A 12,457-nucleotide genomic window follows, 5' to 3' on the forward strand; every position below is an offset into this window, starting at 1 on the left:
AGCGGCGCCGAGTCAAAACATCATGGACACGCCAAGGCATCCCCCGCCATCTCCTTACCGAAGCCGGCGCAGTTTGGTGGTCAGGAGTGCGTCGACCTGGATCAGGGCCCGCGTCAGCGAATCCGACTCGCGGGTGCTGAGCGCCGAGACGAGGTCGGCCTCGAGACGGCCCCAGATGCGCTTGACCTGGGCCTTCACCTCATCGCCGGTGGGGGTGAGCACGACCATCGTGCGTCGCCCGTCCTGGCGGTGGGCGCTGCGCTCGACCAGCCGCTTCTCGACGAGCCGATCCAGCATCTTCGACACCGTCGAGGGGCGAACGGCCAGAAGGTCGGCGAGCGCGGAGACGCTGACGGGAACGCCGAGCTCCAGGCGGTGCAGCAACTGGTCCTGCCCGGGATGCAGGTCGATCTCGGTCAGCATCAGCGTCAGGAAGGCGCGGGTCGACTTGGCGATCGACAGAAGGGTCGGCACCATCCGATCCCCGACGTCCCCGGAAAGAGTGAGCAGTCCGCCGCTGCCTGGCGTGTCCGAATGGCTTTGTCGATCAATCATCCCGAGCTTATCTCTCAGGCAATGACATCGTTTCCATTAACTAGGTTAAGGCAGCTAAGTTTCCCTGCCTGTCTTGTCGACATCGGCGCCGCGGCATCCCGGCCTGACCGTAAATTCTGCCACGGACGGCGGCGAGCGTAGCGTCTATGCGTCCTAGCCGGTAAGGAGTCCTGGACGCGATGCGGGCCTGGATGGAGAGACGGCGATGGCGGACATACGGGTGATCTGCGCAATCGGGCAGAGCGGCCAGCTCGGGCTGGACGGGGTCCTGCCCTGGGAGGGAAACCCGGAGCGGCCTTTCGTCGAGGATGTCGAGCGCTTTTTCGACGTGTCGCGCGGCCACGTCCTCATTGCCGGCCCGCGCACCGTCGCCTCGTTTCCCGCCTTCGTCGCCAGGGATCGCACGATCGTCGAGATCCGCTCGCACGAGGATCCGGAAGAGGTGCTCTCCCGCTTTGCCGATCGCGTCGTCTTCGTCGGCGGCGGGCCGAGGGTGTGGGATGTCTACGCGCCCTATGTCCGGCACTGGGACATCAACCGCATGCCCTATGACGGGCCGGCCGATACCTGGTTCGATCCGGCCTGGCTGCTGGCCGGCGGCGCCGGACGCCGCTGAGCGGGTCCGATCAGTCGAGGAGGAGGCGGGCGCCGAGGTCGCGCGGATCGGTGCCGCAGGCAGAACCGATCGCCTCGCACAGACCTTCCATCAGTCGCCGCACGGTTTCGGGCCTGTCGGCGGCTGCGGCCTTGCCGGAAAGGGTCGCCGGCGAGATCAGCCGCAGGCTGTTCGTCAGGAACAGGCCGTCGACCGCATCGAGTTTCTTGGAACTGATCGACTGTTCGAGCGGGCGCAGGCCGAAATTCTCGGCATTGTCGATGATCCAGCCGCGGATGATGCCGGGCAGGACGCCGTCCTTCAGGGGCGGGGTCAGGAGTTCGAAGCCGTCGACGACGAAGAGGTTGGCGAGCGCCGAGCAGGCCGCCATGCCCCTGGCGTTGAGGAACAGCACGTCGTCCGCGCCTTCTTCCTTCGCCTTCTGAAGCGCCAGAACCGCGTCGAGGTAGCCGAGCGCCTTCAGGCGCGACAGCGGCGAGGTCTCGTTGCGGCGCACGGTGCTCACCGCGCAGCGCAACGGCGAGAACATCAGCGCCGGCGCGAGCGGCGCGCTCGTGCCGAGCAGCATCGGTTTCGGTTCGGGCGGCAGGCCGAGACCCCGCGGCCCCGTCCCGCGCGTCACCGTCAGCCGGATCGACCCGGTCTGCTGGCGCTCCGCGAGGGCGGTCATCGCCGTCTCGATGGCCGAGCGGTCGAGCGGGATCTGCAGGACGGCGAGCGCCGCCACGAGCCGGTCGACATGCTTTTCGCCGAGGAACACGGTGCCGCCGACGACGAGCGCCGTGTCGAAGACGCCGTCGCCGAGGAGGAGGCCGCGATCGCCCGCGTCGACGGCGGCCGCCGCGTCGCGAAAGTCGCCGTCAAGCCAGACGGTCTGCATGCCAGCGCTCCGCAAGATCGAGAAAATTCCTGAACAGCGGCAGGCCGTGTTCGGTCAGCACCGATTCCGGGTGGAACTGGATGCCGTAGGTCGGATGCCGCTTATGACGCAGTGCCATGACCTCGCCCTCTTCCGAGCGGGCGTCGACGACGAGGTCCGCGGCCATCGCCGCCGTCTCGGTGACGATCAGCGAGTGGTAGCGCCCCGCCTGCATCGGGTTCGGCAGGCCGGCAAACAGCGCTAGGCCGTCATGTTCGAGGGTCGAGGCGCGGCCGTGCAAGGGCCGGAGTGCCCGCTCGACGGTTCCGCCGAACACCTCGCCGATGCACTGATGCCCGAGGCAGACGCCGAGCAGCGGTACCGTCCCGGACAGCCTTTCGACCACGTCGAGCGAGATCCCGGCCTCACCAGGCGTGCAGGGGCCGGGCGAGACGACGATGGCGTCCGGCCCGAGCGCCGCGATGCCGGCCAGATCGATCTCGTCGTTGCGCACGACATGGGTGCGCCCGCCGGCGCGTTCGAGATAGCGCGCGACGTTGAAGACGAAGGAATCGTAGTTGTCGATGACGAGAATCACGGCGTGTCCTCGAAGGCGGCGAAGACGCGCGACGCCTTGGCGAAGGTTTCCGCATATTCGGCCGCGGGCTCCGACAGGATGGTGATGCCGCCGCCGGCCTGGAGCGTCGCACGGCCGTTCTGCAGCGTCACGGTGCGGATGGCGATGTTGAGGTCGAGCGACCCGTCGAAGCCGAGATAGCCGATCGACCCGCAATAGACGCCGCGGGCGCGGTCCTCGATCTCGGTGATGATGTCCATGGCCCGAAGTTTTGGCGCGCCGGTGATCGAGCCGCCGGGAAAGGCGGCGGCGATGAGGTCGAGCCCGTCCATGCCCTCGCGAAGGGTCGCCGTCACCACCGAGACCAGGTGATGCACCGAGGCATAGGTTTCGAGGCCGCAGAGGACGGGCACCTCGACCGAATCGGGGGTTGCGACGCGGGCGAGATCGTTGCGCAGGAGATCGACGATCATGACGTTCTCGGCCCGGTCCTTCTCCGAGGCGAGAAGGGCGCCGGCCAGTGCGCGGTCCTCGTCCGGATCGGCCGAGCGCGGCGCCGTACCCTTGATCGGCCGCGTCTCGACGGCGGCCCCCGCGAGTTTCAGGAAGCGTTCGGGCGACGACGAGGCGACAGTAAGGCCGGGAAATTCGAGGTAGGCGGCAAAGGGCGCGGGATTGGCGGCGCGCAGCCGCTCGTAGAAGGCAAAGGCGTCGAAATTCTCGGGCAGCGATGCGGTGAACTGCTGGGCGATATTCGCCTGGTAGATGTCGCCGGCCAATATGTACTCGCGCACGCGCCCGATCGCCGCCTCGTAACCTTCGGCTGTGAAGTTCGAGGACCAGTCGAGGCGGGTCGCGGGGATGGTGATGCCCGTATCCTCCCGCGGCTTTGCGAGGGCGGCGAGAAAGGCCTCGGTCTGCCGTTCGGCGCGTTCTCGCCTTGCCTCGGTGCCGGTTTCAGGATGCCCCGACGACAGAATCATGGCCGTCTTCTCGGCGAGATCGACGGCAAGGATCGTGTCGTAGAAGTTCAGCCGCAATGACGGCTCGGCCGGATCGAAATCGCTGGGCCGTGCCAGGCGCTCCAGATGATGGGCGAAGTCATAGCCGACGACGCCGATGGCTCCGCCCTGGAACGGCGGCAAGCCTGCCGAGGGCACCAGGGGGAAGCGCGCCATGACGGCGCGCAGCGCATCCAAGGGCGGGCCGGCGAGGCGTTCGCCGGCAAAGCGGGCGCCTTCGGCATCGACGGTGAAGTCGGCAAAGGGCGCCGCCGCCACATAGGCATAGCGCCCAAGCCCGGAATGCGGCAAGGCGCTGTCGAGGAAGGCGAGGCCGCCAAGGCTCAAAAGCCGCCCTGCCGCTTCCGCCGGCTCGATGAAATCGATGCGTCTGTGCCCCATGGCCGGGATGTGAAGCATGTCTGATGCGCTCCGTCAAAATCGTCCTGCCGCCTCATCCGGGTGCGAGGCGACCTGTCGATCCGTGGCTTGTCTTTCCCATATGGGGTGGGCCGCCGGCATATCCCGGCCGATTGGGAAAGGCGACCATCATGACGCATGCCCATGTCCAGCGCCTCGCCGCTTGGATCGCCCGGCAGGGCCTTGCCGGTGCCAGCGAGACGGAACTCCTGGACGGTTTCTGCGCCGAGTGCACGGCGGCCGGCTTGCCCCTGTCGCGCGCCATGCTCGTCATCGACACGCTGCATCCGATCTACGAAGGCCGGGTCTTTCGCTGGCGCAACGACGGTGTCGCCGAGGAGCCGATGGTCGAATACGGCCGAACCGACACGGGCGCCGCCGCCGCCGACTGGCAGTCCAGCATCTTCTACCAGATGCTGGCATCGGGCGATGAAGAGCGGCGGGTGCGCATCGCGACGCAGGATCCCCATCCCTGGAAGCACCTCGCCGAGCTGAAGGAAGCCGGTCACGCCGATTACGTCGCCTTCGTCCACCGCTTTTCCGCCGAATCCAGCATCGGCGAAATGGACTGCCTCTATTCCTATTGGGTGACCCGCGATCCCGACGGCTTTGGCGAGGAGGGGCTAGCCGCCTTGCGCGCGCTTTTGCCGCCGCTGGCCCTCGCCGTCAAATGCGCCTCGCTCGCGCGGATCGCCGAGACCTTGGTCGAGGTCTATCTCGGCCGCGATGCCGGACGCCTCGTCCTCAAGGGCCGTATCGCGCGCGGTATCACCGAGACGATCCAGGCGGTGCTGTGGTTCTCGGACCTTCGCGACTTCACCACCATCGCCGACGCGGCCGAGCCCGGCGAGATCATTCCGCTCCTCAACGACTATGCCGACGCGGCGATCTCGGCGGTGCATGCGGCCGGCGGCGACGTGATGAAGCTCATCGGCGATGGGGTGCTGGCGATCTTCAAGGCCGAGGATCCGGCCGAGGCCTGCCGCTCGGCGCTGCGGGCCGAGGCGGACCTGCGCGGGCGCGTCGCGGCGCTCAACGCGCGGCGGACGGCGGAAGGGCGGCCGGTGACGACCGTCACCCTCGGCCTCCACATCGGTCCGGTCTCCTACGGCAATATCGGCAGCGACGACCGGCTCGACTTCACCGTCGTCGGCCCGGCCGTCAACGAGGTCAGCCGCATTTCCTCGATGTGCCGATCGGTCGACCGCGGCATCCTCGTCTCCTCCGACTTTCGCGCCGCCACCCCGGCCCCGGAAAGCGAAAACCTCGTCTCCGTCGGCCGCTATGCCCTGCGCGGCGTGGGCCGGGCGCAGGAACTCTTCACCCTCGACCCGGCGCACCTCTGACCGCAGCGGGCAACCCTGCCGAAAGACCGACGGTTTGACGCAAACTTCGTGGTCTATTGCTGCCGTCCTGTTGTATTGTTGCGCTGCACCCTGTCGCGTGACCGCCCGTTCCATTCGAAAGGCCGCTCTCCCCCATGGCAGACTACGATCTGATCGTCATCGGCAGCGGCCCCGCCGGCCGCCGTGCCGCGATCCAGGCGGCCAAGCTTGGCAAGGCCGTTCTCGTGGCGGAAAAGCACCGGCAGGTCGGCGGCGTCTCCGTACACACCGGCACGATCCCGTCGAAGACGATGCGCGAGACCGTCTTGAACCTCACCGGTTGGCGCGAGCGCGGCTTCTACGGCCGGTCTTACCGCGTCAAGAAGGACATCTCCGCCGCCGACCTCTTGAACCGCGGCGCCAAGACGCTGGAATACGAGGTCGACGTGCTTGAACACCAGTTCAGCCGCAACCACGTCCAGATCGTCTCGGGCGAGGCGAGTTTCCTCGGGCCGCACGACATCCAGATCCGCCGCGACGACGGCGACGTCGATCGGCACCGGGCCGCGCATGTCGTCATCGCCTGCGGCACGCGCCCTTTCCGGCCGGACTACATCCCGTTCAATGACAGGAATGTCTTCGACAGCGACGAGATCCTCGCCATCGAGACGCTGCCGCGCAGCCTGACGGTGATCGGCGCCGGGGTCATCGGCGTCGAATATGCCACGATCTTCTCGGCCCTCGACGTCGCCGTGACCCTCGTCGAGCCGCGCGCGACCTTTCTCGACTTCGTCGACAAGGAGTTGATCGAGGAGTTCGTGCACGAATTGCGCGACCACAACGTCTCGATCCGACTTGGATCGGAGGTCGTCTCGGTCAAGCTCGACGCGGCAGGCCGTCCGGTCTGCGAGATCGCCAGCGGCCGCAGCGTGACGAGCGACGTTCTCCTCTTCGCCGCCGGCCGGGTCGGCGAAACCGAAAAGCTGAACCTTGCCGCCGTCGGCATCACCTGCGACCACCGCGGCCGCATCCCGGTCAATGCCAAGACGCTGCAGACCGTCGTTCCGCACATCTACGCCGCCGGCGACGTCATCGGCTTCCCGAGCCTTGCCTCGACGTCGATGGAGCAGGGGCGGCTCGCCGCCTGCCACGCCTTTGGCCTCGAGCCGCCGGCGCCGCCGGAATTCTTTCCCTATGGCATCTACTCGGTACCGGAAATCTCGACCGTCGGCATGACCGAGGAGGAGGTCCTGAAGCGCGGCATCCCCTACGAATGCGGCATCGCGCGTTTCCGCGAGACCTCGCGCGGCCATATCATGGGGCTGAAGTCCGGGATGATGAAGATGATCTTCTCGAAGAAGACGCGGCGACTGCTCGGCGTCCACATCGTCGGCGAGGGCGCGACGGAACTCATCCACATCGGCCAGGCCGTGCTGAACCTGAAGGGCACCATCGACTACTTCATGGACAATACGTTCAACTATCCGACGCTGGCCGAGGCCTACAAGATCGCCAGCCTCGACGCGTGGAATCGCGCCTTCGCGCCGGTCGCAGCGCCGCCGCCGGTTCCGGTGCAGGCGGCGGCATCGTAAGCCCGTTCCGGGCGCTGCCGACGCACGGCGTGGGCAGCTGCGCGCCCTACTTGCCGGTGGGCGCCTTGATCTCGGGATAGGTCTTGCGCTTGCGCAGCGCCTCCTCGATCTCGTCCTGCTGGACCTGCTGCGAGCCTTGGTCCTGCAGGCGGTCCTCGTTGTCGGCCTGGTCCTGCTGGTTGTCGAATTCGTCCGTGGGAATGCGGCTCATCTTGGTTCTCCTGTTGCCTTTCCAGGAGATAGTGCGCGCGCCGCGCCGCGCCATCCCGTGACTTCCGCGCGCACCGCTCCATCTCCGCTGACAGGACGGATGGGCGCACCGGTTTCGTGAATGCGACATGAACGAAGCGCTCCGGGTTCATTCACGAAAGCAGGGCTAGATCTGCCCGTCGCATGGACCGGTGGCGTCGCTTGCACCCGGCAGGCGGGCACATGGCCATCGTCGCGGCGCGTCGTGCCGGCCCATCGCATGGAGATCTCGATGTTGAACCGACGCGCGCTGATGATGGTCCTCGGGGCCGCAGCGCTGCCACTGCGCCCGGCGCAGGCTGATCTCGCCAGGGCCAATCGCGGTGGCGCGCCGATGGCGTTTGGCGAGCCGCAGTCCTTCTCCTGGGAGGCACTCGTGGCGATGGCCGCGGCGGCCCATGCAGCGCCCTATGCACCGCGGCCCGATCCTGCGCCCGAAGCCCTTGCGCGCATCGGCTATTCGCAGCACGGAAGGATCCACCAGCCGGTTTCGGCCGGGCTGTTCGCAGGCGCCGGACGCGATGGCGTGGTGACCATGTTCCACCTCGGCGAGTTGTTCCGCCGACCGGTGCGGATCCACATGGTCGAGGGCGGCGAGGCCCGCGAGATCCTCTATCGCCGCGACTATTTCGCTTTCCCCGAAGGCAGCCCCGCCGCCGCCGTGCCGGACGACGTCGGCTTCGGCGGTTTTCGCGTGCACGAGCCGGAGCGCCGCCCGGGCCAGCCGGGCGACTGGCTGGCCTTTCTCGGCGCCTCCTATTTCCGCTCCTCCGGCGACCTGAAGCAGTACGGCATCTCCGCCCGGGGCCTTGCGCTGGAGACCGGCGCTTTCGACGGTGCCGACGAGGAATTCCCCGACTTCACCGATTTCTGGATCGAGGAGATGCGCGGCGGCGTGATGCGCATCCATGCGCTGCTGCAGGGACCGAGCGTCACCGGCGCCTACCGCTTCGACGTCACGCATTTTCCCGAGACCGTCATGGGCGTCACGTGCCGGCTCTTCCTGCGCCGCGACATCCAGCGCCTCGGCATCGCGCCGATGACCTCGATGTACTGGTATTCGCAGGAGACGCGCTGGGCCCAGGGCGATTTCAGGCCCGAGGTGCACGATTCCGACGGCCTCCTCATCCACGACCGCCGCGGCGGCGCGATCTGGCGCCCGCTGACCAATCCGCCAAAGCTCAGCTTCGCCTCCTTCCTCACCGAGCGCCCGACGGGCTTCGGCCTGATGCAGCGCGACCGCGACTATGGCAGCTACGAGGACGCCGTCGGCTTCGAGCGCCGGCCGAACCTCTGGGTCGTGCCGATCGAAGGCTTCGGCAAGGGCTCGGTGCAGCTCGTCGAGTTTCCGACGCAGTCCGAATATGCAGACAATGTCGTCGCCTTCTATGTTCCCGAAGCGCCGGCGCGCGCGGGCGACACGCTCGACTTCCGCTACCGGCTGCACTGGAGCGGCGCCGAGCCGCCCCGGCGACTGGCGAAGCTCGTCGCCCATCGCCTGGGACGCCCGCACCGCCACTTTCCCCCCGGCGTCAACCCGCAGCCGGACCGGCTGGAGCGCAAGATCGTCCTCGACTATTCCGGCCCGGAACTGGCGGGTCTCCGGCTGGCGCGCGACAATGTCGCGATCACGCTCAGCCACGGCACGGTGCACGAGATCAGGGTCGAGCGTGCGGTCGACGACGCGCTGGGCTGGCGGGTGGTCTTCGACGCCTTCACGACCACGCCCGATGTCTGCGAGGCGATCGTCAAGCTGACCGTGCATGGCGCGCCGCTCGCCGAGACTGTCGTCTTCCGCTTCGCCCCCGAGGACGGCCTCCCGTCGCTCTGACGATCGGGCGCCGACGGCTCGGCAGCGGCGACGCATCCTGCTATCTCTTGCGGTGATCGATGCCTTGGGAGAGACACGCCATGCTGAAGACAATCCATCCGCTGATCGGAAGCGAGCTTCTCGCCATCCTCGCCGAAATGGGCCATGGCGACGATCTCGTCATCGCCGACCGCAATTTTCCCGCCGAATCGGTCGCGGCGGCGACGGTCACCGGCCAGTGCGTGCATCTTGCCGGCGTCGACACGACGGAAGCCGCCCGCGCCATCCTCACCCTCCTGCCGCTCGACAGTTTCGTCGACGCTCCGGTGCGCCGCATGGCCGTCGTCGGCGAGCCGGAGTCGGTACTCGATGTTCACAGCGCGATGCAGGCGGTCGTCGACGCGGCCGAGGGCAAGGCCGTCACCATCGAGCCGGTCGAGCGCTTCGCCTTCTACGACGCCGCCCGCGACGCCTATGCCGTGGTGCAGACCAGCGAGGCCCGGCCCTATGGCTGCTTCATCTTCAAGAAGGGCGTGATCTTCGACTGAGGGGACCCGTGGGGCTCCAGTTCAGGCGACCGCGACAATCGTTGAATAGGGCGCACTTGTCATGGCATGATCACTCCATGAGCTGGGACAGCGATATCTCTCCGGAACTACGTGCCCGCGTTGACGCGATCGCCGCGCGTTCGGCACGATCCTTTGCCGAAGTCATCGAAGACGCGCTGCAGAACGGTCATTCGCTCCAATGGCAGGGGCATTTCCTCGACAAGGTGGCCGAAGGAATAGCGGCGGCTGACCGTGGCGACTTCGCCAGCCCCGACGAGGTGCAGAGGGTGCTGAACAAATTCCGGCCAGCATGATCGAGGTGGTCTGGACGACCGCGGCCGTCGAGCAAATTGACCAAATCCAAGGCTTCATCGCGCTCGACAGTCCCTGCAGCAGCTTACAGACTCGCGACCGCGGTTGTTCAGCGGTCCAGCGGGATGCTGTCACAAAATCCCTATAGTGGCCGGGTCGGCCGGACTCCCGGGACCCGTGAACTACCGGTAACGGGAACGCCTTACGTCGTGGTCTACCGGGTGGCTGAACGCGTGGAGATCCTGGCCGTTGTCCATGGCGCGCATACGTGGCCCGAAAGTTTTGGCGGCGCGTGATCCTCGGCGCCAGCAGCCACCCCGACGCCTATACCAGGCCCCAGACGAACTGCAGCGCCACCGCCATCAGGAACAGGCCGAAGCAGAGTTCGAGCTGGCGCTTCGTCAGCCGGTGCGCGAGCCGGGCGCCGAAAGGGGCGGCGAGGAGCGAGGAGGGGGCGCAGGCGAGCGCCGCCGTCAGGCTGATATAGCCGAGGCTGAAGGGCGGCAGGCGCGGATCGCCCCAGCCGACGACGGTGTAGGCGATCAGGCCGGGGATGGCGATGAGGACGCCGACGCCGGACGAGGTCGCCACCGCCTGGTGCATGGAGCGGCCATAGGCGCTCATGAAGGTGTTGTTGAGCACGCCGCCGCCGATCCCCATCAGCGAGGACAGGATGCCGATGACGAGCCCGGCGACGGAGCGACCGAACAGGCCGGGAAGATCGGTGCCGAGATGCAGCTGCAGCTTGCCGACGAGCATCTTCACGCCGAGGAGAAAGGCGATGCCGGCAAAGATCACCTTCAACTCGCTGGCCGAGGCGGCGGCGGCGATGAGCGCCCCGACGACGACGCCCGCCGGCACCGCGATCACCCATTCGCGCAGGAGCTTCATGTCGACGGCATCGTGCAGGCGGTGGGCGGCGAGCGAGCGCAGCGAGGTCGGCACGATGATGGCGAGCGAGGTGCCGATCGACAGGTGCATGGCGATCGCCGGGTCGACCTTCAGGCCGACGAAGGTGTGGTAGAGCACCGGCACGAAGATCGCCCCGCCGCCGACGCCGAAGAGGCCGGCAAGGAGGCCCGCCAGCCCTCCGGTGGCGACAAGGGTCAGCACGACCGGCGCCCAGGGGCTGAAATCGGGATAGGACATGTCCGCTCATAAATCATGGGCTCGGCCCCCGGCAAGCCCGGCCCGATTCGGAAGTTAAGCCTGCCTTGCGATCGGCGCCGGTTCCAGCAATGCCTGGGTGCCTCGTGGGAGACGGACAAGCGCAGAGCGCGGCCCGAGGCCGCGGTTCCCTGCCGCCAGAGCGAGGACGGCTGCCGCATCATCCGCTGGCCATGCAGCAAGTGACGCCGGGCACACCCGGCCGGAGAGGGCGGGAGCCCTGCGCCGCCATCGAACTGCGACGCAGGACCGCCGACGCCTCCGTTGGCCGGGTGGCGGTCCGGCTAGAAGTGCAGATGCACCTTGATTGCGCGACGGCGGTCGATGGCGAGCGAAAACGCTTCCTCCAGCCTGGAGACCGGCATGTCGGCCGACATCACCGGGCCGACGTCGATCCGGTCGTTGACGAGGAGATCGACGGCGAGGGAGAACTCGCCGGCGAAGCGGAAGGCGCCGACGAAGTCGATCTCGCGCGCCATCAGAAGGTTCACCGGGATCGGCACCTCGCCCGGCGGCAGCATGCCGAGCTGCACGATGCGGCCGCCCGGGCGGACCACGCGGATCAGCCCCGACAGGGCCTGCGCTGAGCCGGTCGCTTCGATGCCGATGTCGAAATGCCCCTTGTTCGCCTCAAACGCCGTCAGCCGCTCCGGCTCGGTTGCGACATTGATGGCGGTGTCGACGCCCGCTGCCAGGGCCAGCGCCAGCGGCTCGTCGACGAGGTCGGTGATGGTGATGGTCGCAGCGCCCGCATGCCGGGCGGCGATGGCGCAGAGCATGCCGATCGGTCCGGCGCCGGTGATCAGCACATGCTTGCCGAGCATCTCACCGGCCCGGCGCACCGCGTGCAGCGACACCGCCAGCGGCTCGGCCAGGGCGATCTTGCGCAAGGAGACTGTGTCCGGGACCTTGTGGCACTGGTCGGCGCGGCAGACGAAGGTTTCGGAGAAGGCGCCCTGCACATGCGGGAACACCGAGGCCGAGCCGAAGAAGCGCATGCTGCGGCAGAGATGGCTGCGGCCGCTGCGGCAATAGTCGCAGGAAAGGCACGGCCGGCTCGGATCGATGGCGACGCGGTCGCCCGGCGCGACGTTCGTCACGCCCGGCGTCACGCGTTCGACCGTGCCGGAAATCTCGTGGCCGAGCACCATCGGCTCGCGAACGGCGAAATCGCCGACGCGGCCCTTCGTCCAGTAGCTCATGTCAGAGCCGCAGATTCCCCCGGCACCGAAGCGCACCAGCACCTCGCCCGGGCCCGGCTCGCCCGCCGGGCGGTCCTCCAGCCGGAGGTCCTTGGCGCCGTAGATCATCACCGCCTGCATTTCTTCCACCCTGACTTGTTCGTGTGATGGGCTCTCGCCGGGAGCCCTTGCGCCGCGCCTCCGTCTGGCGGGCGCAGGTCTTGCTTCGCCATCGATAACTTGAA

General features: G+C 67.7%; 14 protein-coding genes. 7 read left to right on the top strand and 7 right to left on the bottom strand.

From position 1 onward, the window contains the following. Window positions 1-54: 54 nt before the first annotated feature. On the bottom strand, window positions 55-555 hold the full coding sequence (locus tag Sa4125_RS00755; RefSeq protein WP_224002668.1) for a MarR family winged helix-turn-helix transcriptional regulator: 501 nt from the start codon (window positions 553-555) through the stop codon (window positions 55-57). A 205-nt stretch (window positions 556-760) separates the two neighbouring features. Between Sa4125_RS00755 and Sa4125_RS00760 the strand changes: the two genes are divergently transcribed. Next, window positions 761-1,171 carry a dihydrofolate reductase gene (locus Sa4125_RS00760; RefSeq protein ID WP_224002670.1) on the top strand — a complete coding sequence of 137 codons (411 nt, stop codon included), beginning with the start codon at window positions 761-763 and terminating at the stop codon, window positions 1,169-1,171. Window positions 1,172-1,181: 10 nt separating this feature from the next. Here the strand turns inward: Sa4125_RS00760 and Sa4125_RS00765 are convergent, their stop codons facing one another. Genes Sa4125_RS00765 through pabB form a run of 3 tightly spaced genes read right to left on the bottom strand, consistent with a single transcriptional unit; the run spans window position 1,182 to window position 4,028 of the window. Then, window positions 1,182-2,051, bottom strand: a complete 870-nt coding sequence (locus Sa4125_RS00765) for an aminotransferase class IV (protein WP_224002672.1) — start codon at window positions 2,049-2,051, stop codon at window positions 1,182-1,184. Beyond that, a complete protein-coding gene (locus Sa4125_RS00770; RefSeq protein ID WP_224002679.1) occupies window positions 2,032-2,628 on the bottom strand; it encodes an aminodeoxychorismate/anthranilate synthase component II in 597 nt (198 codons plus the stop codon). The genes Sa4125_RS00765 and Sa4125_RS00770 overlap by 20 nt, the downstream gene beginning before the upstream one ends. Beyond that, the gene (gene pabB, locus Sa4125_RS00775) at window positions 2,625-4,028 is read right to left on the bottom strand and encodes an aminodeoxychorismate synthase component I (protein WP_224002681.1); all 1,404 of its coding nucleotides are present in this window, start codon (window positions 4,026-4,028) and stop codon (window positions 2,625-2,627) included. The genes Sa4125_RS00770 and pabB overlap by 4 nt, the downstream gene beginning before the upstream one ends. Window positions 4,029-4,159: 131 nt before the next feature. On the opposite strand from pabB, the gene Sa4125_RS00780 reads away from it, so the two are divergent. Next, the gene (locus Sa4125_RS00780) at window positions 4,160-5,374 is read left to right on the top strand and encodes an adenylate/guanylate cyclase domain-containing protein (RefSeq protein WP_224002683.1); all 1,215 of its coding nucleotides are present in this window, start codon (window positions 4,160-4,162) and stop codon (window positions 5,372-5,374) included. A 134-nt stretch (window positions 5,375-5,508) separates the two neighbouring features. Beyond that, a complete protein-coding gene (gene sthA / locus Sa4125_RS00785; protein ID WP_224002686.1) occupies window positions 5,509-6,945 on the top strand; it encodes a Si-specific NAD(P)(+) transhydrogenase in 1,437 nt (478 codons plus the stop codon). A gap of 46 nt (window positions 6,946-6,991) precedes the next feature. Here the strand turns inward: sthA and Sa4125_RS00790 are convergent, their stop codons facing one another. Beyond that, window positions 6,992-7,156: a hypothetical protein gene (locus tag Sa4125_RS00790; protein WP_224002688.1), complete on the bottom strand. Its 165-nt coding sequence runs from the start codon at window positions 7,154-7,156 to the stop codon at window positions 6,992-6,994. A 270-nt stretch (window positions 7,157-7,426) separates the two neighbouring features. On the opposite strand from Sa4125_RS00790, the gene Sa4125_RS00795 reads away from it, so the two are divergent. The 4 genes from Sa4125_RS00795 (at window position 7,427) to Sa4125_RS00810 (ending at window position 10,160) form a co-directional block, all read left to right on the top strand. Then, window positions 7,427-9,025 (top strand): glucan biosynthesis protein, encoded by a 1,599-nt coding sequence (locus Sa4125_RS00795; RefSeq protein ID WP_224002696.1) that lies wholly within the window; start codon window positions 7,427-7,429, stop codon window positions 9,023-9,025. 80 nt (window positions 9,026-9,105) lie between these two features. Beyond that, complete coding sequence (locus Sa4125_RS00800; RefSeq protein WP_224002698.1) at window positions 9,106-9,552, top strand: RbsD/FucU domain-containing protein; 447 nt, start codon at window positions 9,106-9,108, stop codon at window positions 9,550-9,552. Between the two features lie 77 nt (window positions 9,553-9,629). Then, window positions 9,630-9,866: a transcriptional regulator gene (locus Sa4125_RS00805; protein WP_224002700.1), complete on the top strand. Its 237-nt coding sequence runs from the start codon at window positions 9,630-9,632 to the stop codon at window positions 9,864-9,866. A 123-nt stretch (window positions 9,867-9,989) separates the two neighbouring features. Beyond that, a complete protein-coding gene (locus Sa4125_RS00810) occupies window positions 9,990-10,160 on the top strand; it encodes a type II toxin-antitoxin system RelE/ParE family toxin (protein WP_267461352.1) in 171 nt (56 codons plus the stop codon). Window positions 10,161-10,188: 28 nt separating this feature from the next. Here Sa4125_RS00810 and Sa4125_RS00815 read toward each other — a convergent pair whose 3' ends face one another. Continuing rightward, the gene (locus tag Sa4125_RS00815; RefSeq protein ID WP_224002711.1) at window positions 10,189-11,013 is read right to left on the bottom strand and encodes a sulfite exporter TauE/SafE family protein; all 825 of its coding nucleotides are present in this window, start codon (window positions 11,011-11,013) and stop codon (window positions 10,189-10,191) included. Between the two features lie 302 nt (window positions 11,014-11,315). Further along, complete coding sequence (locus Sa4125_RS00820) at window positions 11,316-12,353, bottom strand: L-idonate 5-dehydrogenase (RefSeq protein WP_224002713.1); 1,038 nt, start codon at window positions 12,351-12,353, stop codon at window positions 11,316-11,318. Window positions 12,354-12,457: the final 104 nt, after the last annotated feature.

The organism is Aureimonas sp. SA4125 (genome assembly GCF_019973775.1).
Lineage (GTDB): Bacteria > Pseudomonadota > Alphaproteobacteria > Rhizobiales > Rhizobiaceae > Plantimonas.